Below are 23,292 nucleotides of genomic sequence, written 5' to 3' on the forward strand. Positions count from 1 at the left end.
CATATTAAGCTTTACGAGGGCGTTGTATCGTCTGACGAGACGTGTATCAAGATGGGAGATATTAAATTGAAGAGCATGCTCTTCAATTTAACCCAAAACTTGGGATTTGTGTAGATACCTATGCTTTATTAAAGAGGGGTTAGGGAAAATTCAAATCGTCATCGAAAAAATACGATTTTCAGGAACACGACGTTTTAATCGTAAATCAAAAGCCATGCAGATATTGCGAACAAAAGGCTTGCCTGCGTCACGCACCTGAATGTGCTGATCAAAAATCTCGAGCAAGCCATCTTCTTGCATTTCAGCCAATTGCGCTAATACGTCATCAAGCTCAGTAAATTGCATTTCTGGACCTGCCCAAGAAGTTTGGAAACTACACATCAAATTAAGAATATGTTTACGGATGATTAAGTCTTCATCTGTCAGCACATGCCCCCGATAAACTGGAATTTCATTCGCTTCTAAACGTGCATAATAGTCTTCAATTTTCTTTTCATTTTGCGCAAAGCTATACCAACTGTCACTGATCGAAGATAAGCCTAGACCAATCATTACTTGGGTTTTCGATGCGGTATAGCCCATAAAATTACGGTGCAAACTGCCCTGCTGAAAAGCTTGATACATCGGATCTTGGGTTAATGCAAAATGATCCATCCCAATTTCATGATAGCCATGCGCTAGTAACTTTTTTTTACCCTCTTCATAGCATTGGCGCTTTAAATCATCTTTCGGGACATCAGCATCTTTAAAACCACGCTGACCATTGCCCTTAATCCACGGCACATGTGCATAGCTATAAAAGGCTAGACGATCTGGCATCAAACGAGTGGTCTGTTCAATGGTATGCAACACATCGTTTAAATCCTGAAATGGCAGACCAAAAACCAAATCATGTGAAATAGAGGTATAGCCAATATCACGTGCCCACTGTGTTACTTGTTCAACATGTGCAAAGGGCTGAATACGGTGGATGGCTTTTTGCACTTTTTCATTATAATCCTGCACCCCATAGCTCACGCGTCGAAACCCAACTTCGTACAAGGCTTGTAAATGCTCACGTGTGGTATTGTTCGGATGCCCTTCAAAACTAAATTCATGTGCATCAGCAATATCTGCCTGCGCTAAAATCCCTTGAATCAACTGGGTGAGATGCTCAGGAGAAAAGAAAGTAGGCGTTCCCCCGCCCAAATGAATTTCTTTAATTATTGGCCGGTCGACCAAGAGCTGACAATATAAGTCCCATTCTTTCAGCACCGCCTGAATATAAGGCAGCTCCATCTCATGTTTTTTCGTAACTTTTTTATGGCAACCACAAAACGTACATAAGCTTTCACAAAATGGCAGATGAATGTACAGACTGATGCCTTCGAGGTGATTGCTCTCATCAAATGAACGCTTCAAGCCCTGTGTCCACTGTTGCAATGAAAACTCAGCTTCCTCCCAATACGGCACGGTTGGATAACTGGTATAGCGTGGACCTGGTACATTATATTTTTGAATTAAAGAACTCGCCTGCTGAGACATCGATGCACCATTTCAATCAATGAGATTCAATTTAAATCTACCTTATGATTATTGTGCTGAGCTTCAGAAGTGAATTCAACCTAGCAAATTTGTCGGAATAGCCCCAATTTTGGCCTGAGTACTTCTGCTCACTACGCAGGAACTTTTGGTTTAATCACTAGATTTCTAGATTTAAAGCAAAGAGCCGATGCTGAGTATCGGGAAAAATGCCTTAAGTTTTCACGTAATTTATGCTTTGATGACACTTATCTTTAAATTATTTTAATAAAGGTCACCATGCAGAATCCAACTTCAGCCGATATTCAACGTGTAGATGAATTCCTTCGCGATTTACAGGCACGGATTTGTGCCGCATTGGAACAGCAAGAACGTGCTGGTGGCGGAAGTGCCGAATTTGCGATCGATGACTGGGAACGCCCTGAAGGTGGTGGTGGTCGCTCACGTGTTCTTCAAAATGGGACGGTGATTGAAAAAGGTGGTGTGATGTTCTCGCACATCAACATTTCAAAATTACCGGCCTCTGCGACTGAACGCCATCCCGCTATTGCAGGTGCAAAAGCACAAGCCATGGGCGTGTCGTTGGTAATTCACCCGAAAAACCCCAACGTCCCAACCTCACATGCCAATGTGCGTTTATTTGTCGCGGAAAAAGAAGGACAAGATCCGATTTGGTGGTTTGGCGGTGGTTTTGACCTCACTCCATTTTATCCAAATGATGAAGATGTCTTGTCTTGGCATCAAACTGCCCATGATCTTTGTGCCCCATTTAGTGATACACTCTATGATGAACATAAGAAATGGTGTGATGACTATTTCTATCTCAAACACCGTGATGAACAACGTGGTGTGGGTGGTTTATTCTTTGATGATCTCAACCAATGGGACTTTGAAACCTGTTTCAAATATATGCAGGCCGTCGGTAATGGTTATTTAGAGGCAATTTTACCGATCTTCCAAAGAAACCAAGACAAAGCCTATACCGAAGCACAACGAGACTTCCAACTTTACCGTCGTGGTCGTTACGTTGAATATAACCTAGTGTATGACCGTGGCACCTTATTTGGTTTACAAACTGGCGGGCGTATTGAGTCGATTTTAGTGAGTATGCCACCCTTGGCAGGCTGGTCGTATCGTCCTGAATGGGAAGAACATTCTGCTGAAAAAAGACTGACTGACTTTTATTTAAAACCGCAAGATTGGCTGAATACGCTGAAATAAAACCGATAAACATGTATTTGCCCCTGTCCGTCAGGGGCTTTTTATTGCCTGAGGATTAGAGTATTCATTTGTATGTAATATCTTGATGCATAAATAAATTTTTTAAGCATTTACTTTGTAATCAGATTGCTCAACAATGACACATCTTTTAAACAGCTTTAAGCTATGTCATTGCACAATGTGTCAATAAACTCATGGCTGTAATTTTCTTGTACGGAGTACAACGCACATGACACATCAAACACTCAATAAAAAAGCAGTCAGTCTTACTGCATTGGTGTTTTGGAGCTTTGCTGTTGTGCTGATTAGCGCCATCAGTACCAATATTTTTTCCGAAACGTCTTTGAATGATAATTTGGCTATTGGCTTCATGGTGGTTGCCTTGATTGGTTTAGTCATCAGTGCAGCGAGCATCTTGATTCAAAGCGTCCTAGATATTTGTAATCCTTAATTTTCCGCCTTTATTTCACGATTTTAAGACTGCCCGAACTTTAGCCATCCTCGGTTTTGGCGTATATTGTCTGCTCTTTCACATCTACATGGACGCTGTGCAATGAGCAAACAATTTGCCGTGATTGGCAACCCGATTGAACAATCACGCTCACCTGAACTTCATCATGCCTTCGCTGAAAAAACAGGCCTCGACATTCAGTACAGCAAACGACTTGCGCCACTCGATGGTTTTCAGCACAGTGTCGAATCCTTCTTTGCCGAAGGTGGTATCGGTATGAATGTCACTGTTCCGTTTAAAGAACAAGCCTATGCACAATGTACCGTGCTTACTGAACGTGCCAAAATTGCAGGTGCGGTCAATACACTTTGGATGCAAGATGGCGTACTCCATGGCGATAATACCGATGGACAAGGCCTAGTTGATGCCATCCGTGCCTTAGATTGGAATTTAGAACAGAGCGATATATTGATCATTGGTGCAGGCGGTGCGACACGTGGCGTGATTTACCCACTGGTACAAGCTGGGGCCAAAAAAATCGTGATTGCCAACCGTACTTTAGCGCGTGCTGAACAATTGGTTGCTGACTTAAAAACTGCTGTCCCCAATGCCGAACTTGCAGCCATTGCCCTCGCCGACTTAGCAGGTCAATTTGATCTGGTGATTAACGCAACATCGGCCAGTTTAACGGGTGATGCACTGATTTTGCCTGAAGCTTTACAATTTACACATGCTTATGAAATGGCCTATGGCAAACCGTCGACATTTTTGGATCAAGCCAAAGCACGCCATGTTCCGACCTCAGAAGGTTTTGGCATGTTGGTTGGTCAAGCAATCGAATCTTTTTCCATTTGGAATGGCGTCAAACCTGATCTAAAAGACTTTCTATAATTCAAAATGATTTGCTCAATTCACTTTCTGAGCAGTCTAAACACCTAAAAAAAGAACCTCAATTGAGGTTCTTTTTTTGATCCAACTTAGTTCTTGTGTTTTTGTATCGCCTTATAGGTCTCATAATAAGCCGATTGGCTGAACAACTCTTCGTGTTCTGCTGCTAGGCCTTGCAATGACGCTTCTGATAATTTTCCTTTGATATCATCAGCAAAGGCTTGCGCATAGATTTTTGATGCTTTCACCAAATGCGCTTTTTCAGTTCCTTCCAGTTCATAGCTGGCTAAAAAGTTTTGTTGATATAAATGTGCAAAAATCGCCTGATCAGTCTTATAGGTTTTTTGCAATTGTTTCCACTCAACCTGAGCTTTGTACTCACCAATCCCTGACTGTACATAATGGTTGACCGAAGAACCTAAGTCATCAAAGTCTTGATAGCGATGTAAAGCATGCTTATCACGTAATTGATTTAAACGTTTCAGCGCATTGCCTGTTGGTTCTTTTAAGCCATCAACAAATCGATACGCATAGACTTCCGCAATTTCATTCAAATCATTGGCTGAGTAATAACGCACATACTGAGCACGATAGTTAGCAAATGCCACGACAAATGCCGCTTGATAGGCTTTCACTTCAGATTGATGGCGCTTATAACTTTGCAATGCCACAGTACTGAGATATTCAGGAAGTTCGATTTCTTCATTTGCAGCACGGACATCATCGACCGATGCAGTTTCTGCTTCAGCAAGCAGAGGATCATTTCCCGTGATTGGCGCAAGCAGGCCTTTCAACATATTTTCAAAGAGTGAATCTTTACTGACTTCCTCAATGGATTTTGCCTGTTTCATGGCTTGACGATTAATTGGAGTCGCATTGCCATAATTCAAAATTTGGTTGCTACTTTTCAGCTTTAATTGACCTAAACGTGGCTCATTAAAGGCCAATTGATAGTCCATTACTTGGACGCGGCCTTTGTGATCTAAGCCTACATCCATCACCACATTCGAAGATGCTTTATCCTGTACATTTAGCACCTTCGCAATTTCAGCTTGATGCTTTTGCCATAATTGCTGGAATTGTTTTACATCGACAAGTTGTTCACTTTGATATTGCTGGAATACCGGCTTTAACTGCTCAACAGCATCCGAAATCTCTGAATCTGTATTGGATGCGTCCGCAGCAGAAGCCGATGGTACAGAATCTTCTTGCAGCGGTATCACCCGAACATCTTGATAATCCTGACACAGTGTGACTTTACCAATCGGCACCTGTTTGGTGTTCATCAAGGCCTGACAGACTTCTTCAGATAAATTCGCTGTTTCATCATCTTCTTCGGAAACCGCATAAGCTTCGGTTACTTCAGTATCCGAACTATAGGTTTCTTCGTCATCAGCCGCGGTCGCCTCCGCATATGCACTTGCAGTATCGATCGCGTATTCAGCAGATTCAGCTGCAGAAGACGTTTGTTCTTCTTCAGTTTCGTGTTGGTGATACATCAGGCCATGCATTTTCGCATTGAGCAGCTCATTCACACGTTCAACAGATGCATAAGCCGCATCATAGTCTTCATCCTCAGCTGCTGCCGCTACTGCAGTCCCTCCCGCCGCTTCAGCCGCAGCCATCGCCTCTTCGGAAGCACTGTGATGCACAGCAGCGTCCACAGATTCATCTTGCTCAGCGTCACTATTGCGCTGACCTTTGATTTGCGTGGTGTAATAGTTGGCGTTCACAAAATCAAAAAGTTCAAGCTGGGTGTAAAGCGCATCGAGATCACCCACATAGCGGATTTTTTTAGTCAGCCCTGCATTTTTTTCATCACGTGTTAAAGCAATATTTTGCACTTGATTCGGCTCTGCCAAGACATAGGGCAAAGCATTCATCTGTTTTAAATAGTCAGCAAATTTTTTCAAATCGTACTGAGCAATCGTCTCTTTATGTTTTGAAAAATCCACATAAGCCAAGCTGCTTTGGCTTTCGCGATTCACCATAAACGGCATGAACGCAAAGTAGTTGGTATAAAATTTATGTTGATTAAAATCAATGATCATCGGCAACTGTGCATTCACCTGCAAGGTCGGTTTTTGATAACTCAATTGCAAGGTTAAGGCAGCAAGTTTTTCTCTAAAATGTACTGAACCGCTATAGCTAAACTGTAAATCATTCAACACATTCAGCAGTGATTGAGCAATTTTAGATTGCGGAGAAACGCCATCCTCTTCATCGCTATAGCGCGCTGATGGTGGGATCGATTCATTGGCAATGGCTTGATAGAGCTGTTTCTTTTCTTTTTGGCTAAACGGAATATTTTGGGTTTTAATCAACTGATCCAGTTGTTTTTTAAGTTTAGGATCCAGCTCTGGCTGTGTGCTAGTTGCAGGTTTTGACTTGGTTTCAGGCTTTTTTTCATCGAACTGAAGATCTGTCTGAATTGAAAATTGCCCTTTCATGTCATAACTGGCATTTTCAAACATTGCGTTTAAGCCTTGAGTGGCTTGTTGCCCGAGAGACTGATCCGTTGAATTGGTTTTTATGACATGTTGAGCACACCCAGTAATACTCAAACCCAGTAAACAAAGTGTTATATATTTTAATCGCATAATTGTACGAAAGACCTAAGTTCTTTATGATTTATTAAAAGAAAAAAATGATCAAAAGATCAACATCAAGTCTATCAGAAGTTTATTTTTCACATGTTGGTTAAATATTACAATTCGCCTTTCTGACATTTTTTAAGGGCGTATTCATCAATGTTTTTTGGATAAAATTATGAATAATCAAATCATCAATACAGATAATCCAAAAAAATTTAGATATTAGGATTAAGACTATGCCTGCATATAAAGCGCCTTTACACGATATTCGTTTCTTAATGAATGAAGTACTCGATTACCCAGCACATTACAAAACTTTGTCTAATGGTGAAGCTGCTGATGCAGACACTGTCGACATGATTTTAGAAGGTGCAGCGGATTTTTGTGAAAATATCCTTTCGCCTTTGAACCAAACGGGTGATGAAGAAGGCTGTCATTTTGAAAATGGTGATGTGAAAACACCAAAAGGGTTTAAAGAAGCCTATGACCAATTTGTACAGGGTGGCTGGCAAGGTCTGTCTTTCCCTGAAGAATTTGGCGGTCAAAACTTGCCACAGTCGTTGAATCTCATCAAATCTGAAATGATGGGTACAGCAAACTGGTCATTCCAAATGTATCCGGGTCTCAGCGTAGGTTGTATCAACACCATTCTACAATTTGGTTCAGAAGAACAGAAAAACCAATATTTACCGAACCTTGTTGCTGGAACTTGGTCAGGCACCATGTGCTTAACTGAACCTCAATGCGGTACCGACTTAGGTCAGGTAAAAACCAAAGCGGAACCTCAAGCTGATGGTAGCTATGCAATTTCTGGTACAAAAATCTTCATCTCTGCGGGTGAGCATGATTTAACAGATAACATCGTGCATATCGTACTTGCTCGTCTTCCAGATGCTCCTGCAGGTACTAAAGGGATTTCATTGTTCATCGTTCCAAAATTCCTTGTGAAAGCAGACGGTTCAGTGGGCGAACGCAACCCAGTGACTTGTGGTTCGATTGAACACAAAATGGGGATTCGTGCTTCGGCAACAGCTGTGCTGAACTTTGACAATGCCATTGGTTACTTGATCGGTGAAAAACACAAAGGCCTACATGCAATGTTCACCTTCATGAACACTGCACGTATTGGTACAGCAATTCAAGGTATTGCACATGCTGAATTGGCATTCCAAGGCGCTCTTCCATATGCCAAAGAACGTATGTCTATGCGCGCACTTTCAGGTAAAAAAGATCCTGAAAAGGTAGCCGATGCGATTATTCACCATGCAGACGTACGTCGTATGCTTTTAACTCAAAAAGCGATCGCTGAAGGCGGCCGTTCAATGATTTACTATGCAGCTCAAATTGCGGACAAAATGACTGATGCTTTAACCCGCGGTGATACAGCAGCGTTTGAAGCACATGATGACCACTTAGGCTTCTACACACCGATTCTCAAAGGTTTCCTAACCGAAATGGGTTATGAAGCTGCAAACCATGGTATGCAAGTATACGGCGGTCATGGTTATATTAAAGAATGGGGCATGGAACAAATCGTTCGTGACTCACGTATCTCTACTCTCTACGAAGGCACAACAGGCGTTCAAGCACTAGACTTGATTGGTCGTAAAGTTCTGTTGACCTCTAAAGGTAAAGTGATTCGTGACTACACAGCTGAAATCTTGAAGTTCTGTGGTCAACATGCACGTAACAAATACATGCGTCGTTTTGCGTGGGACTTAACGAAGCTTTGCGCACAGTGGAATGCATTAACGGTTCGTATCATGCTTGCAGCACGTAAAGACCGTGACATCGTATCTTCTGCTTCTGTCGATTTCTTAATGTTCTCTGGCTACGTGATGATGGCTTATTTCTGGGCACAACAAGCTGCCGTAGCTTCTGAAAAATTAGCAGAAGGCAATGGTGCAGAAGTTCCTGAGTTCTATAAAGCAAAAATCAAAGTGGCTGACTTCTACTTTGAACGTCTATTACCACGCTCACAAGGTCACGCTGAAGCAATGGTTAACCCATCGAAGACCATGACTTCTTTGGCTCCTGAACACTTTAGCTTTGACTACTAAGCTTTAAACCGAGTTAAATGACTCTATAAAAAGACCGCTTCGGCGGTCTTTTTTGTCTTCTCTTTTAATTTTGATCTATAGGAATTACGAGTAGTATTCTTAATTTCTTCATGAGGTAATAACAATGTATAAAGATGAACTTTATATGGAGAAATATTGTTGTATTTTTCAACAAAAATAGAACACCTTATCGCTAAAACATAATTTTATTTAATAAATATTAAATACTTAAAGTAAATTTAACTCCATAATTTTAGCTTTACATTTGTATCTCATACAACTTCATATCTTCTGCATAGCCTCCCCCTATGATGACTTCATTGATTCATAGAGAGCGTAACCATGAAAAAATTGATGTCTTCATTAATGATTGGTCTGATTGCAACAACTGCGACAATGTCTGCAATGGCAGCGCCTGCATTCGATCATAAAAATCCGCTACCTGCTGCACACTTCGATAAAAAACCTGTACCGCCTAAAGCAACACATCACAAACCTGCTGGGCCGCAAATGGTGAAAAAAGAGCATCAACAAGCTCATGCAAAATTTGCCAAACAAAATCATAAGGCAGTAGCTTTTAAAGGCAATCAACACAAACCTGTTTCGCAGCATAAATTACCGCCAATGCCACCGAAACATCGTTAAGCTAAATTAAAAAAAGACCGCTCATGCGGTCTTTTTTAATATTTACTTTGCTTTATCAGCAATAAATTCTTTAATCTCTATGGGTTTATCTTTTACCAACTCAACAGTGCCTTCATTCACACCATTAAAGTTCTTAAAGTGAATTGAAACACCTTGGTCGTTGGCAAGTCGTACACCACTTCCTGAAACTCCTCGTTTCAATTCATACACACGATCAGAATTATCAGTCAATTGTGCGGTTTCAAAATTATCTTTGGTTTTTAACTCAAGGCTAAGATCTTGTGGCCCTGTAAAGTGAATCACTTGCTCATCTTGAGATACTGCAACATCGTTTGTTTGTGCAGTTGCGGTCGTTGCCTCTGTTGCAACATTTTGTTCTGATGGTGCTTTTTTATCGGTGCAACCCACCAAAGCTATAGTTAATAACGTCGCAGTTAAAATATATTTCATTTTCTGAAGTTCCTTTATGCCATGTAAATTCAATTATCAACTGAATAATTTCATACACATTCTGCAAATTACATTCGGAATATGAAAAATTACTTGTCGCTCAAATTTTAAAACAAGTTTGACATAGCTTTCATTACAGGAATTCTTCCAACACTAAGTTTAAAAAGATATGTCCCTGCTCGGTACAAGACAAAAGTGTTGGATCACTGACCATCAATTTACGTTCACGTAATGAGTTCAATAACTCGGCAATCGGCTCTAAACTTTCCCCTGTACGCTCGCTATATAGCTTGGCTTCCACCCCATGATTTAAACGAAGTGCATTCATCATAAATTCAAAAGGCATGTCGGCTGCTTCGATGCGCTTAAACTGAAGATGTTCAGCAGGTACTTTGGCTAAATAGTCTTTCGGCAATCGGGTTTTTTGGAAACGATACACCCCGTCTGGCATGGTCACTTTACCATGCGCGCCTGCGCCAATCGCTAAATAGTCACCAAACTGCCAGTAATTTAAATTGTGTGCCGACGGCTTTTCTTTACGCCATGCCGACACTTCATAATTGATAAAGCCTTGCGCTGTTAAATAGGCTTCGCCCTGCGCTTGAATCTCTTCAAGCACATCATCGACAGGCAGAATCGGCTGGGTGCGGAAAAAGACCGTATTCGGCTCAATCGTCAACTGATACCACGACACATGTGTTGCGCCATTTTCCACAGCCAATTTCAAATCCAAAAGCGCTTGCTCAATCGCTTGTTCAGGCAGGCCATGCATCAAATCGACATTCACCCGTTCAAAACCTGCTTCCCGTGCATGCTGAATGGCAGAAATGGCATCGTCATTCGAGTGAATCCGACCCAGTTTTTTCAGTTGCTCGGTATTAAAACTCTGCACACCGATAGATAAACGATTAATCCCTGCCTCTAAATAACCTGAAAAAGGATCGTGCTCAACCGTACCGGGATTGGCTTCCAAGGTAATTTCACAGCCCTTTTCAAATGGCACCAATGCTTTGAGCTGAGTAAATAACCATTGATAACCTTGGGCAGAAATCAAAGATGGTGTACCGCCACCAATAAATACACTATGAATCAGGCGGCCCTGAGCAAAATCGACTTGGGTTTTAAAGTCTTCAACCAACGCCTGTAAATATTCTTGTTCTAAGTACAGAGACAATTCACCATTCGGCACCGCATGCGAATTAAAGTCACAGTATGGACATTTACGCACACACCACGGCATGTGAATGTATAAAGACAAAGGAACGAGTGCAGGATTTAATTCAGCCAAGGAGATTGCTCAAAATGCGTTGAAGAATACTGTTTATTTTAACATGACTGCATCAGAGTGCTTGTGAAAACTCTGATCGAATACAGTAGACTGATCATATTAAAAAAGAATTTGCTGATAACAAGATGAAAATAAGCAGCCATTTATTGTACTTACTGCCGCTCGCGATGGGTATTGGCATCGCCATGACCATTCAAACAGCGATCAACAGCCAATTGCGTGAATATTTATATTCACCGCTGCAAGCTGCCCTTTTTTCTTTTTTGGTTGGTACAATAGTCCTCGCCTTTATGGTGTTTTTTCAATCGGCCGAAAAACCGGACTTTGCAAGTTTTGCTCAAATCCCTTGGTATTTATGGTTGGGGGGATTTTTGGGTGTTTATGCCATCAGTATCAGTATTTATACCGCACCGAAACTGGGTTTTTTATCCCTCTCCGGTCTGATTATTTTTGGACAGATCTTAATGTCGATGGTATTTGACCATTTTGGCTTGCTCGGCACTGAAAAAACCCCGATTAACTGGCAACGCTTATTGGGTGGCGTGGTGATTTTTATTGGTGTGCTTCTCACTTTCCAACGCTAAGACCTCATTCCTAAGCACCTCACAAGAAATGAGTACATTCTGTGTCTACTGTCACGGCTGTAACAAGCAGCAAGTATGAATTAAAACAACTGTTTCATTTAATGATCCCGATATTGATCACGCAGTTTGCGCAAGCGGGATTTGGTCTCATTGATACCATCATGGCTGGACACATGTCCGCCAATGACCTTGCAGCCATTGCGGTCGGGGTCGGCTTATGGATACCAGTCATGCTGCTGTTCAGCGGCATTATGATTGCCACCATCCCATTGGTTGCCGAAGCCAATGGTGCTCGGACGCCTGAAAAAATTGCCACCATCGCCCGTCAGTCTTTGTGGGTTGCGTTGTTTCTTGGCATTATCGCTGCACTGGTTTTACAGGCAATGCCACTGCTTTTACCGTTATTGGGTGTCCCTGAGGCATTACTTCCGAAGGCGAGCTTATTCTTACACGCCATTAGTTTAGGTATGCCTGCTGTCACCATGTACGCAGCTTTACGTGGTTACTCAGAAGCATTGGGGCATCCACGTCCAGTCACTGTGCTGAGTCTGCTGGCCTTATTGGTGTTAATTCCACTGAACTTTATTTTTATGTATGGTTTAGGCCCAGTCCCTGAATTAGGTTCTGCAGGATGTGGTTTTGCCACCGCGATTTTGCAATGGTTAATGTTCTTTGCTTTGGCGATGTACGTTTTCAAAGGAGCGGCCTATCAAAAAACCCAACCTTTCGCTGCTTTTGAAAAATTAAACAGTCAATGGATCAAACGTATCTTAAAACTTGGCTTTCCCATTGGCTTAGCCATTTTCTTTGAAGTCAGTATTTTTAGTACAGCCGCTATTGTTTTGAGTCCTTTAGGCGAAGTCACCATTGCAGCGCATCAAGTCGCCATTTCGATTACCTCGCAATTGTTTATGATTCCCATGTCACTAGCGATTGCGCTGACCATTCGGGTCGGTACCTATTATGGGGAGAAGAACTGGCTAGCGATGAGAAAAGTCCAGAAAGTCGGTATGTTGACAGGGACGGTATTTGCCCTAATTACCATGCTGCTGCTTTGGCTTTTACGTAATGAAATTGTGTCACTCTATACCAATGACTATGATGTGACTCAGCTTGCAGTGTACTTGGTGTTGTTCGCAATTGCCTATCAGTTGATGGACGCATGGCAAGTCAGTGCCGCAGGGTGTTTACGCGGTATGCAAGACACTAAAGGGCCGATGTGGATCACTATGATCGCGTATTGGATCATTGCCTTCCCTGTCGGGATCTATCTTGCACGCTTCACCACGACTGGTGCTGCAGGCGTTTGGATTGGCCTAATTGTGGGTCTGACTGTCGCATGTATACTGCTACTTACACGTTTATTTATGATGAATAAACGTTTAGCACAACCGGGATAAGCCCTAAAATATCATCTAAAAAGTTACTTAAAAATACGGCTACGCTATGCAGAAGATTAATGCAAATTAACTCACTGCATAGCAACACCATAAATAAAAAGCACGAAGAAGAGGAAAATAAACATGTCCCATGTATTTCGCTCGATCAGTCTCTGTCTGAGCTTGAGCTTTTCCATGTCACTACAGGCTGAACAAACAATCAACCGACATGAATTTCCTTTATATCACGCACCCATCAAAGTCCAATCACAACCCGAATTTGATTACATCAATCAAGCACTTTGGACAGCCTTTCGCTTTTATCATGAACAACAAGCAGACTCATATACCGCACGTTTAAAATTAAGTTGTCAGCAATCTGGTATGGCGTATACCTATCAGGACTTCATCAAGGCCAATCAAAAGTTTGCCTCTGCGGACGATCAGGATTTTATCGTGACGCAAAACCTCATCACCCTGAATGAAAATTTACACCATAACCAATGCAGTAAATATCTCAGTCCACATTTAGAACTGGAAAAAACTGAAGCAACTAATGCTACGCAGTAACTTCAGTTGCACAATTTGATTCAAATAAAAGAACGATACGCGGAAATGTCATCCGCAATTGTTTGAGACAGGACTACCTCAAAACAAAAATGTTTTTGCAATACTTTAAATAATTAGACGCTAGTGAACGAGTTTTGCGGATGACAATGGTTTTGGGTACTTTTGCCGAAACAAAAGTACCTCCAGCTGAAGGCTAATCCCTTTATTCAATCCCTAGATGAAAGACTCCGTCTAATAAAATTAAAAATCTTTTTAAAAATGCGTAATTACTTTTACAGGCATAACATCAGTGAAGTTACAGGAGCAGCAAAACCAACTAATTAAGCGCCTCGATGGCATTTTTTAAACCTTGTGGCACTTGGCTGTCGTCTTCTACGTCTTTCACGATCGCCTGCCCGACAATCACCTCTGTCCCATTAAAACTCATGGTTGGTGAGCCATACAATTCATAGCCTTCATTTAAAGCTTTGGTCACACGGGCACAGAAATTGACATCATCTTTACCGGTTAAATAGCGATACACTTTCATCGTTCAGTTCTCTTCTAGCGACGCGATATTTTAAACCATTCAGCGCGTGGCTTAAATTTGCCTGAATTATTTTCAGTATTTACATTTTTGCCCATCATTTTATCAATGGAAATAAAGTCTTAACAATTTAAAGTAGGCAGTTTGTGTTTTGTCGCCTATGATCGGTATTAGATAATAAATGATGATCTTGAGGAACATCACATGGCAAAAACGGCTAGCACACCGGGTCGTCGCTTTATGAAACTTGCCAGTATGACGGCAAGCATTGCTACTAAAACCGTTTCCAATTCCATCCGCAATATCACTGCCGATGAAGAACAGAAAAATGCATCTCGCAGTAAACTTTTTCAGGACATCGGTCTGCAAATTGCAGACACTTTGGGTGAAATGAAAGGTGCGGTGATGAAAGTCGGACAAATTGCCTCGCAGTACAAAGACATTTTTCCACCTGAAGTCGCAAAGGCCATCAGTAAATTACAACGCCAAGCGCCAGCCATGCCCTTTGCTGAAATTAAGGCTCAAGTAGAACAAGAACTCGGCAAACCCCTCGCGCAGATTTTTAAAAGTTTTGAAGAACAACCTTTTGCCGCTGCATCCATTGGGCAGGTGCATAAAGCCGTGTTACCTAATGGTCAGCAGGTGGTGGTGAAAGTGCAATATCCGGGTGTCGAAGAAGCCTGTGAAAGTGATTTAAAACAAGTTCGGCTTGCACTTCGTCTGATGGGCGTATTGAAAATTAATCGGAAGTTACAAGACAAGCTATTTCGTGAAATTCAGGACAGTTTAGACAACGAACTGAACTATGAAATCGAAGCGCAAAACTTAGATGTGGCCCGTGCGTTTCATAGTGCGCTGGATGACAAAATCATCATTCCACAGGTCTATAAAGATTATTCTTCACGTCATATTTTGACTCTAAGTCTAGAGCTTGGCGACAGTATAGAAACTGCCAGCACATGGTCACAAGAAACACGAAATGCCTTGGGAAGACGGTTATTCCGTGCCATTGGCCGTGAAATTTTCTTCCTTAAACGTTTCCACTGTGACCCACATCCGGGCAACTTCGCCTTTCGTGAAGATGGTTCAGTCATCGTATATGACTACGGCGGTGTGAAAACCCTGTCTCCTGAAATCGTGTCGCACTTTAAGCAATTGATCAATGCTGCACGCAAGCACGATATTCCACTGATTGAACAGCAACTTGATGCCCTACATTCACTCAATGAACTCGGTAAATTCCCTGCGGAGTTGTATGAACAATGGCTGGAAGTGCTGATGCGTCCGCTAACCACACAATACGACTTTGCTGAAAATTCAGCGCACCATGACGGGGTAGAATTAATTAAGCCATCTCTTAAATACTGGGATGTGTTTAAACCGTCACCGGATACCTTGATGGTGAACCGGACTGTTTCAGGGCATTATTGGAATTTGATTCATTTGAAAGTGCATGACAATCTCAATGATCTTTTTGATGAGTTGGTCCCACCTAGCGCTTAAGTGAATATGACGCGCTGATTGCCTGATGAATTTCGGGCAATATTTGCATTTTATATTGTTATGTTATAACATTTCTTTAATCAATAAATTTAAGGAACAGAAGAATGCGTGCCAACATCCATCCCGAATACCGTGAAGTGCTCTTTCATGACACCAATGCCAATGCCTTTTTTGTGATTGGCAGTACTTTAAGCACCAATCAAACCAAAGAGTTTGAAGGCAAAACTTATCCATATGTGACGCTCGATATCTCAAGTGCATCACATCCTTTTTATACAGGTGAACAACGCCAAGTGAATAACGAAGGACGTATTGCGAACTTTAATAAACGCTTTGCGCGTTTCAAACGCTCACAATAAGTTCAGTTTCGATTAAGTTTTTTCTTTTAAAATTAAAGCATTGAAGAAGTTCAAGGTTCCCCTCCTCCAGCCTGAGCTTCTTTTTTTTATGTCTGAAATTTTGTGGATTTCAAGCGTTGTTTTAAACATCTATTTTTAAAATCGACTGAAATAAGTAATATCCCAGTCCCAATACGATGACGCCAATCACCACACTGGAAATGGCATAACTAAATGCCAGCCCACTTTGCCCTTGTCTAAGCAGTTGGAAGGTTTCTAAGCCGAAACTTGAAAATGTGGTAAAGCCACCTAAGATCCCGACCATAAGCAATAAGCGTGCTTCATTTTGTAGAACGGGATATTTTTGGCTAAATGCAAAAAACACACCTGCACAAAAGCAACCTAAAATATTCACCCACCATGTTGCCCAAGGAAAGAGTACTGTTGGCTTGGCCAATAACAGTCCTGCTGCATAGCGAAGTGTTGCCCCAATTGCGCCGCCACATGCGACCAAAAGCAAGTTCATAGTTGTCCTACTTCAACATCATTGGTATCTACAATTTAGGCAACAGACTGCCTAAGGTCGCCCTTCAATATACACGCATTTAATTTACGCAAATAGTGTTAAATGTTTGGGCCAAAGCTTGCTATAGTCTGCAACACTTTGCGGTATTTTTTATTGAAAGAGGACATTATGGCTCAGGAATTATTAGATCAACTTCAAGCAGGGACTGCGAAATTTTCAGATGTGATTGCATTTATTGAAGCGCGTTATAACCACACACCAACTGCTTTTACCAATGGCAAACAAGCCAATGCAGCGACTGAAAACCAAGGCAGTGCCAAAGTATTTTCTTTTGCCCAATTGAATGGTCTAAACCAAGCTGAAACCTTAAGTCTTTTTGCTGAACATTATGCTGCTGTTTTGGCGACACCAGACGCAACTGACCACCAAAACATTCGCCAATTTATGCAAAATGGTTGGGAAGGTATTCAATTTGACGGTCAAGCGCTCAGCGCGAAATAATGCATACGTGGACGTTCTAAATCAGTTCGTCTGCCATAAAAAAGCCAGTATAAATACTGGCTTTTTTATCTTTTCATCAGTGGTTCAAATCAAGATACTCGAACTCTGCAAGTCCATTCAGCCATCGCGGTTTTTTCCCAAGCTCGTGCATGCTTCAAATGTAGTAATTCTTCACCCGCAGTCGTTGCGGTAAAACGATAAGTTTTTTGACCACCGGCACCAAGCACTAGTGTCGCATCTGCAGCAGCAGCTTGTTGTTGTTGAGCTGATTGAAACACTTCTTCAACTTTAAAAAGTTTCGGTTGCTCAGCCAAAGACCATACATATCCGGTACTTGGATTTTCGTTTAACAGTACTTCTAAAGTTTGTCCACGATCCATCTCAAGCAAGGTCGGACAACTTTGCTGTTCAGTAAATACATGGGTTTTCCCATCTACAGTTGAACTCATACTGGTACATCCACCAAGCGCCATACCACTCGCCAACATTAGACTCAAAATAAGCTGTTTCTTTATCGTCATTTTCATCATCAAATTATTTTACCTTGAATCTAATGCACACCGATTTCAATACGATCTCGATGTAATCGAAGTTTAGCCTTTGACTTTTTCAATCCACTGAATCGAACTTACACGAAAAACTTCACAAGCCCCATCACCCGTATCTGTTGGGGTCAAAGATGAAGTCCAAACCAAATCTTTGTCTTTCACCTCAACCAAATCCCCTTTTAAACGCACAAGATCGCCACGTTTTACTTGAGTAATTTGTTTCGCAATTTGCGGGTTTGCAGGAATGATGTGCATATTCGACACCATCATCATGGCTTGCTTTTGCGGTACAGGAACACGATCCATTTTCCAATTTAAGAAACGGTCATATTGATTGACTGAAATCGTACGAGCAATTTCTGGCTCTGCAAATAAGCCCCAACTGACTGCATAATCAATCGGAGAAAATTTTGCTTGTTCATCTGTTTGATAGGTTTTTGAACCTAAAATTCGGAAATCACCTTTAAATTCTTTCAAGGTAGAAATCGACTGGCCTTTGGCAGCAGGTGCTAAGCCTTTGGCAATATTATAATCTGAAGACGCTTGGACACCGACATTCAATAAAAAGCCTGCAAGCACAGTACTTAATGCAATTCGCTTGATCATCGCGTTATCCTCTTACCCTGTAATACTTCACATTACTCAATTTTAATTCTGCAATTGAGCCGACTTCATCTATTCATAATGCCCCAACCTGAACATGAGCTTAAAATCCCGTAGGTTGAGCGTGATGAATGTCGTTTTTACTAGTTGTAACTCTATATTACGCACACAGTCTGCATAAACCTTATGAACTTGGTAACAAAATGCTGTTATTCAGTCAATTGGCCCATATCCACGCCCTACCACATGATTTAAAATTAAAAAGACATGATTTACACTTTAAAAAAAGCCAACAACAATACCCGCTATGATTTATAAATTTTATCAACAACACATTTTTCCGCATCTTTTAAATCAAGTCATGCAAGTACCGAGCCTGATGGATAAACGACGCGAACTCCTTTTAGCCGTGTCTGGTGAAGTACTCGAAATTGGCTTTGGTACAGGTTTGAATTTAGCGTTTTATCAAAATGTTGATACGGTTTTTGCCCTTGAGCCCAATCCTGATATTTTTCATTTAGCTGCTGAACGTGTACATGCGGCACCCTTTGAGGTACAGCATATTTTAGCCGGTGCTGAAAAATTACCCTTTGCAGATGAAAGTCTAGATCATGTCGTGAGTACATGGACCTTATGCAGCATTGCCGATATTGAAACTGCGCTTGAAGAAATCTACCGTGTCCTTAAACCAACAGGAACATTTCATTTGGTTGAGCATGTACAACACAATGAAAATGGGAAAATTAAGCAGTTACAACACTTATTGACGCCCATTCAAAAGAAAGTCGCGGATGGCTGTCATCTGGATCGTCATATGCAAAAGTTGCTTGAAGATGCCCAGTTTGAATGTTTTGAAACGCAGTATTTTGATGCTGAAGGCATTCCAAAAATTGGACAGCGCATGTTGCTCGCCCGCGCACGGAAGTTGAGTTAAAGCGTCCAAGGCCATGTTTAAGCACAATCAAATCTAGTTAAAAGTACCTAGTCTTTGATTAGTCGAATGGCATTAATTTTTAGGATATGACAGGGCTTTTTATTCAACACATTAAAGGTGCTATACGACTTCCCTGTTTTGGTGGAATGCACATCCACCCATTCACCCAAAATCTCCACACGATCCCCTGATTTCAAACGCCGAATACGATTTGCGACGTCTTCGGATTGAGCAATCACACTGACATTTTGCAATTCAGACTTGAGCTGTTCAACTTGTGTCGAGGGTACATTTTTCGCTTGCACGCTAAAACAGCGGTTCTGCTGCGACCACTCAAGATGATATTTTAAAGACTGGATATTATTTGAGCCTGAACCCAGTAGCAAATCAATATTGCTGACATAGGCCAAGTCTTGAAAGCCACCCACCACGGTCGGTGCGGCCGGATGTAATGTACGACTACTCGCACTGTAGTATCGTTTATCCAACAGCAAATATTCACCGGAAAATGCCTGAGTCGGTGTGACCTGAAAATTTTTCAGCACACCAGTTTGCTCTAAATGTGGAATGGCACGAAAATATTCAGACCATATCCACAGCATGAGCGCAAAAACGGCTGCAGTCGCTAAGAGTTTTTCCATGTGGATATTCTGTCCTTATTACTTTTCGACGGTTCTGAGGCTGAGTCACGCGAGCTTAAATGTGCTCAAAATCAATTCGGATGGTTTCAAAACGCACTCGCCCTTCGGCAATGGCTTGAGCAATCGCTTGTTGCCCTTTGGTCAAACGTGCCCCACCACTTTTAATATCAATCAGCACCACTTCAATGTCTTCAGCGAGTCCATCGCCATCACGAAAGTCGGTATAGCCATCAAAAACCACATAATCGATCGGGTCACCGAGAAACTTTGCATCGCTAGGTAAATATTGAAATTCGGGCATGATCGGCGCCATTTGTTCGGCCATTTTGCCTTTTAAAACAGCACGACTGGTATTTACACTGCGTTTTTGTGCATGGGCCAATGCCTGCTGATGTTCCAATTCTAGTTCTGCAATATATTGCTCGTATTCTGCCTTAATCCTTCCATTGCGACTGCCACTTAAAATTAAGGTGGTCAGTACAATCCCAATACACGCGCCAATGAGCATGGCCATCCAGACAGACATTTAAAATTCCTAATCTTTTTAATATATTACAGTGAAACCTATAGAAAAAACTTAGACTTTGGTTCTTTGTCATATTCCCCGCATTAAACAATGATATGCTAGGGATGAGCAGAATAAAATCTATTTAGGTCGATGAAAACGATATTAATTGCCAATCAAAAAGGTGGTTGTGGCAAAACCATCACAGCAATCAGTTTAGCCTCTGCACTTGCGCAAAAAGGTTATAAAGTGGCCTTGGCAGATGCTGACAATCAAAAGTCTGCACGTCAATGGCTCAAACAGCGCCCAGACACTGCAGCCCCAATTCAGAGCCTAGATTGGCGTCATGAAAAATCGATTGGTGATGTGCCGAAAGGGATTGAATATCTGATTATCGATGCTCCGGGTGCGTTATCGGATGAACATGCAGATCAGTTGGTGAGTGAAGCCCATACCATTATTACTCCACTGCAACCATCTTTCTTCGACATCGACTCGACCCGTCGTTTTTTAAAGCATTTGCAAGAAATTAAACGGATTCGTAAAGGTAAAGTCCAAATCTTATTGCTGGCCAATCGTGTCAAACCCAATTCTGCTCATTCCAAAGAAATTCAAGATTTTTTCAATAAAGTTGAACAACAGCCCGTTGCTTGGATTTCTGAACGTACCGCTTATGGTCAACTTGCCATGCAAGGTCTTTCGGTTTTTGACAAAACGCAAAAATTGTACCTCGGTATGCAACAACAGTGGCAACCTGTGCTCAATGCCATTATTGAAGACGAAGCCGAGTGGTTTTAACCCATCATTCCACATTTTGTTGATATAAAGGCCAATATTGCAAGGATCTAGCCTGAAAGATATTCACCATAAGTTAACAAGCTCTCGTTTTCGGGAGCTTTTTTTTCGGTTAAGATTGAACACAACATGATGAAAAAATCAGAGCACGCATTGCCAACGTTCGCACCTACATTACAAAAAGTCTTATTGTTCGGATTATTTTTTATCCTGATTTTTTTGAGCTTTAGCGTACTCAAATACTTTATTGTGCCCGTTGTTTGGGCAGCCATTATTGCCTATATGACTTGGCCGCTGTATCAATCGGTGCATCGTTTTTGTGGCAATCGTGCAAATCTAAGTGCGGCGCTGATGATCTTACTGGTGGTGCTAGTGGTAGGTCTGCCGGTGATTTTTGCGATCTTCTTGCTACAACATGAAGGCCGTAACTTGTATTTTGAATTACAAAAGCAAGTTTTCTCTGGTCATGTCAATGTGCCTGATTTTATTCGCCAACTGCCGTTTATTGGTAAAGAAGTCAGTCGTACCCTGCATGAGCTGAACAATGACCCAAACAGTATCATTCAATCGGTACAAATTTGGATTCAGGGGCATTTGAACTACGGTAAAGTTTTGGTCGGCGAAGTCAGTAAAAATATCTTTAAGCTGTGTTTTGCCGTGATGTCTTTATTTTTCTTCTATCGTGATGGTCAAACCATTTTAAGTCAGGTCAGTAAAGCCCTCGAAATGGTCATTGGGCCACGTATTCATCATTATCTTGCCACCATCTCGGATACCACACGTGCCGTCGTGTATGGCATCGGTCTCACCGCCATTGCCCAAGCTTTACTTGCCGGTGTCAGCTATTTTGTCGCCGATGTGCCTAACCCGATGTTATTAACCATCATTACCTTCATGTTGGCACTGATTCCGTTTGGTCCACCAATTTCATATACTGCTGTGTCGTTGTGGTTATTTTCACAAGGTCAAACCATTGAAGCCATTGGCGTCATGGCTTGGGGTGTTTGTGTGGTGAGTACGGCCGATAACGTGATTCGTCCTTTAGTGATTTCAGGGGCAACGCAGATTCCATTCTTATTAATCATGTTTGGTGTTTTGGGTGGGATCGCCAGTTTCGGTCTTGTTGGTTTATTTATCGGGCCAGTGATCTTAGCTGTATTGTTAGCCATTTGGCGTGAATGGTTGCATGAAACCCAAATTGAACCCGTCATGATGCCCAAAGCAACATTGGCACATAACTTAGACAATATGGATGATAAGCCTGAACAACCTTAATTCAGGCTTGAATTCATTAAACAAATATTACAATCAAATACTTAAATTATCTGTCATCCTGTATCCGCATCTGTTTCAATGGTTGAAACTCCATAAAAACAGACAGGATGCCAAACATGTCTTCACTATTTAAATTCGGTGCGCTTGCTGCGGTCAGTGCCCTGATGTTTACAGGCTGTGCGAGTACCTCGACTTCAACAGGTCTGAATGCAAAAACCGTGACGGTCAATGCCGTGACTGCTCAAGGTATTGGTCAAAGCATCGGTCAAATTAACTTGGTTGATAGCCCTGCTGGCTTGGTTATTCATACCAATTTAACCCAGCTTCCTCCGGGTCCACACGGTTTCCATATTCATGAAAAAGGTTCTTGTGCCCCAGCTGAAAAAGATGGAAAAGCGGGTGCTGCTCTTGCTGCAGGTGGTCACTTTAACCCTAAATCTGCACCTCACCACGGTACGCCGCTAACCGGTCACATGGGTGACTTACCGATCCTTCAAGTTCAAACCGATGGCACAGCAAAAGTGAATTTAATTGCACCACGCTTGAAATTGGCGGATGTACAAGGCTTAGCCATCATGGTCCATGCCGGTGGTGATAATTACTCTGACGACCCTAAACCTCTAGGCGGTGGCGGTGACCGTATTGCCTGTGGTGTGATTCAATAATCAACTTTGCATATAGATTTGAACAAGCGGACTTTAAGTCCGCTTTTCTATTGATTGACATCCTCACCCCCTTAAAAGAGGGTGATTCCTACAGCTAGACGCTTATGCCCAAGCGCAAGAATGTTTAGAGCTGAGTTTATATCTCGATCATGAGCTGTACCACAGCTCATGCACTCCCATTCTCTTATTCCAAGATCTGTCCTACCTTTTGGACTACTTGAGGTGATCTCACCGCAGCACGAACAGATTTGGGTGGTATAGGCTTCTTGGACTTCTTCAAA

The 23,292-nt window shown here is 41.9% G+C and carries 26 protein-coding genes; 15 read left to right on the top strand and 11 right to left on the bottom strand.

Features of this window, described 5'->3' with window-relative positions:
• Window positions 1-150 precede the first annotated feature (150 nt).
• Window positions 151-1,524, bottom strand: coding sequence for an oxygen-independent coproporphyrinogen III oxidase (gene hemN, locus FTT88_RS14815; protein ID WP_180055401.1), 1,374 nt, complete (start codon window positions 1,522-1,524; stop codon window positions 151-153).
• A 276-nt stretch (window positions 1,525-1,800) separates the two neighbouring features.
• Here hemN and hemF point away from each other — a divergent pair, with 276 nt between their 5' ends.
• The 3 genes from hemF (at window position 1,801) to aroE (ending at window position 4,084) form a co-directional block, all read left to right on the top strand.
• Entirely contained in the window at window positions 1,801-2,742 is a 942-nt protein-coding gene (gene hemF / locus FTT88_RS14820) for an oxygen-dependent coproporphyrinogen oxidase (protein ID WP_078189307.1), read from the top strand.
• Window positions 2,743-2,971: 229 nt separating this feature from the next.
• Complete coding sequence (locus FTT88_RS14825; RefSeq protein WP_078189308.1) at window positions 2,972-3,193, top strand: hypothetical protein; 222 nt, start codon at window positions 2,972-2,974, stop codon at window positions 3,191-3,193.
• A 102-nt stretch (window positions 3,194-3,295) separates the two neighbouring features.
• Window positions 3,296-4,084 (top strand): shikimate dehydrogenase, encoded by a 789-nt coding sequence (gene aroE / locus FTT88_RS14830; protein ID WP_180105608.1) that lies wholly within the window; start codon window positions 3,296-3,298, stop codon window positions 4,082-4,084.
• An 86-nt stretch (window positions 4,085-4,170) separates the two neighbouring features.
• On the opposite strand, the gene FTT88_RS14835 is transcribed toward aroE, so the two are convergent.
• The gene (locus tag FTT88_RS14835) at window positions 4,171-6,681 is read right to left on the bottom strand and encodes a hypothetical protein (RefSeq protein ID WP_180105609.1); all 2,511 of its coding nucleotides are present in this window, start codon (window positions 6,679-6,681) and stop codon (window positions 4,171-4,173) included.
• A 230-nt stretch (window positions 6,682-6,911) separates the two neighbouring features.
• Between FTT88_RS14835 and FTT88_RS14840 the strand changes: the two genes are divergently transcribed.
• Entirely contained in the window at window positions 6,912-8,735 is a 1,824-nt protein-coding gene (locus FTT88_RS14840) for an acyl-CoA dehydrogenase C-terminal domain-containing protein (RefSeq protein ID WP_180077081.1), read from the top strand.
• Window positions 8,736-9,077: 342 nt separating this feature from the next.
• Complete coding sequence (locus FTT88_RS14845; RefSeq protein ID WP_180105610.1) at window positions 9,078-9,380, top strand: hypothetical protein; 303 nt, start codon at window positions 9,078-9,080, stop codon at window positions 9,378-9,380.
• A 42-nt stretch (window positions 9,381-9,422) separates the two neighbouring features.
• Here FTT88_RS14845 and FTT88_RS14850 read toward each other — a convergent pair whose 3' ends face one another.
• Entirely contained in the window at window positions 9,423-9,830 is a 408-nt protein-coding gene (locus FTT88_RS14850) for a hypothetical protein (protein WP_180009514.1), read from the bottom strand.
• 133 nt (window positions 9,831-9,963) lie between these two features.
• Entirely contained in the window at window positions 9,964-11,118 is a 1,155-nt protein-coding gene (hemW, locus tag FTT88_RS14855) for a radical SAM family heme chaperone HemW (RefSeq protein WP_180105611.1), read from the bottom strand.
• 125 nt (window positions 11,119-11,243) lie between these two features.
• On the opposite strand from hemW, the gene FTT88_RS14860 reads away from it, so the two are divergent.
• The 3 genes from FTT88_RS14860 to FTT88_RS14870 all read left to right on the top strand — a co-directional run bounded on the left by FTT88_RS14860 (window position 11,244) and on the right by FTT88_RS14870 (window position 13,651).
• Window positions 11,244-11,702 carry a DMT family transporter gene (locus FTT88_RS14860; RefSeq protein WP_180064829.1) on the top strand — a complete coding sequence of 153 codons (459 nt, stop codon included), beginning with the start codon at window positions 11,244-11,246 and terminating at the stop codon, window positions 11,700-11,702.
• A 41-nt stretch (window positions 11,703-11,743) separates the two neighbouring features.
• Entirely contained in the window at window positions 11,744-13,102 is a 1,359-nt protein-coding gene (locus FTT88_RS14865) for an MATE family efflux transporter (protein WP_373685351.1), read from the top strand.
• Between the two features lie 123 nt (window positions 13,103-13,225).
• Window positions 13,226-13,651 (top strand): hypothetical protein, encoded by a 426-nt coding sequence (locus tag FTT88_RS14870; RefSeq protein ID WP_180105612.1) that lies wholly within the window; start codon window positions 13,226-13,228, stop codon window positions 13,649-13,651.
• Between the two features lie 316 nt (window positions 13,652-13,967).
• Here FTT88_RS14870 and FTT88_RS14875 read toward each other — a convergent pair whose 3' ends face one another.
• Window positions 13,968-14,180, bottom strand: coding sequence for a DUF1737 domain-containing protein (locus tag FTT88_RS14875; protein ID WP_180024326.1), 213 nt, complete (start codon window positions 14,178-14,180; stop codon window positions 13,968-13,970).
• Window positions 14,181-14,381: 201 nt separating this feature from the next.
• On the opposite strand from FTT88_RS14875, the gene FTT88_RS14880 reads away from it, so the two are divergent.
• Together FTT88_RS14880 and FTT88_RS14885 are read left to right on the top strand one after the other, a co-directional pair.
• Window positions 14,382-15,680, top strand: a complete 1,299-nt coding sequence (locus tag FTT88_RS14880; protein ID WP_180105613.1) for an AarF/ABC1/UbiB kinase family protein — start codon at window positions 14,382-14,384, stop codon at window positions 15,678-15,680.
• A gap of 104 nt (window positions 15,681-15,784) precedes the next feature.
• Window positions 15,785-16,039 (top strand): type B 50S ribosomal protein L31, encoded by a 255-nt coding sequence (locus FTT88_RS14885; RefSeq protein ID WP_078189321.1) that lies wholly within the window; start codon window positions 15,785-15,787, stop codon window positions 16,037-16,039.
• Between the two features lie 121 nt (window positions 16,040-16,160).
• On the opposite strand, the gene crcB is transcribed toward FTT88_RS14885, so the two are convergent.
• On the bottom strand, window positions 16,161-16,544 hold the full coding sequence (crcB, locus tag FTT88_RS14890; protein ID WP_180105614.1) for a fluoride efflux transporter CrcB: 384 nt from the start codon (window positions 16,542-16,544) through the stop codon (window positions 16,161-16,163).
• Between the two features lie 168 nt (window positions 16,545-16,712).
• Between crcB and FTT88_RS14895 the strand changes: the two genes are divergently transcribed.
• Window positions 16,713-17,045 carry a HopJ type III effector protein gene (locus tag FTT88_RS14895; RefSeq protein WP_078192490.1) on the top strand — a complete coding sequence of 111 codons (333 nt, stop codon included), beginning with the start codon at window positions 16,713-16,715 and terminating at the stop codon, window positions 17,043-17,045.
• 89 nt (window positions 17,046-17,134) lie between these two features.
• On the opposite strand, the gene FTT88_RS14900 is transcribed toward FTT88_RS14895, so the two are convergent.
• The gene (locus FTT88_RS14900) at window positions 17,135-17,566 is read right to left on the bottom strand and encodes a protease inhibitor I42 family protein (protein ID WP_257233093.1); all 432 of its coding nucleotides are present in this window, start codon (window positions 17,564-17,566) and stop codon (window positions 17,135-17,137) included.
• A 72-nt stretch (window positions 17,567-17,638) separates the two neighbouring features.
• A complete protein-coding gene (locus tag FTT88_RS14905) occupies window positions 17,639-18,199 on the bottom strand; it encodes a hypothetical protein (RefSeq protein WP_078189325.1) in 561 nt (186 codons plus the stop codon).
• A gap of 304 nt (window positions 18,200-18,503) precedes the next feature.
• On the opposite strand from FTT88_RS14905, the gene FTT88_RS14910 reads away from it, so the two are divergent.
• Entirely contained in the window at window positions 18,504-19,130 is a 627-nt protein-coding gene (locus FTT88_RS14910; RefSeq protein WP_180055410.1) for a class I SAM-dependent methyltransferase, read from the top strand.
• Window positions 19,131-19,177: 47 nt separating this feature from the next.
• Here FTT88_RS14910 and FTT88_RS14915 read toward each other — a convergent pair whose 3' ends face one another.
• Window positions 19,178-19,771, bottom strand: a complete 594-nt coding sequence (locus FTT88_RS14915) for a hypothetical protein (protein WP_180105615.1) — start codon at window positions 19,769-19,771, stop codon at window positions 19,178-19,180.
• 55 nt (window positions 19,772-19,826) lie between these two features.
• Window positions 19,827-20,297 (bottom strand): Holliday junction resolvase-like protein, encoded by a 471-nt coding sequence (locus FTT88_RS14920; RefSeq protein ID WP_078192492.1) that lies wholly within the window; start codon window positions 20,295-20,297, stop codon window positions 19,827-19,829.
• A gap of 132 nt (window positions 20,298-20,429) precedes the next feature.
• On the opposite strand from FTT88_RS14920, the gene FTT88_RS14925 reads away from it, so the two are divergent.
• The 3 genes from FTT88_RS14925 (at window position 20,430) to sodC (ending at window position 23,011) form a co-directional block, all read left to right on the top strand.
• The gene (locus FTT88_RS14925) at window positions 20,430-21,074 is read left to right on the top strand and encodes a ParA family protein (RefSeq protein ID WP_180105616.1); all 645 of its coding nucleotides are present in this window, start codon (window positions 20,430-20,432) and stop codon (window positions 21,072-21,074) included.
• Between the two features lie 150 nt (window positions 21,075-21,224).
• Window positions 21,225-22,346, top strand: a complete 1,122-nt coding sequence (locus FTT88_RS14930) for an AI-2E family transporter (RefSeq protein WP_171263748.1) — start codon at window positions 21,225-21,227, stop codon at window positions 22,344-22,346.
• 116 nt (window positions 22,347-22,462) lie between these two features.
• Window positions 22,463-23,011 (top strand): superoxide dismutase family protein, encoded by a 549-nt coding sequence (sodC, locus tag FTT88_RS14935; RefSeq protein WP_180092510.1) that lies wholly within the window; start codon window positions 22,463-22,465, stop codon window positions 23,009-23,011.
• 71 nt (window positions 23,012-23,082) lie between these two features.
• Here the strand turns inward: sodC and FTT88_RS14940 are convergent.
• Window positions 23,083-23,292 (bottom strand): zinc ribbon domain-containing protein (locus FTT88_RS14940; protein WP_179996263.1); only part of this gene is annotated, 210 nt, incomplete at its 5' end.

It is taken from the genome of Acinetobacter sp. YH01024, from assembly GCF_013420195.1.
Taxonomy (GTDB): Bacteria; Pseudomonadota; Gammaproteobacteria; order Pseudomonadales; family Moraxellaceae; genus Acinetobacter; species Acinetobacter amyesii.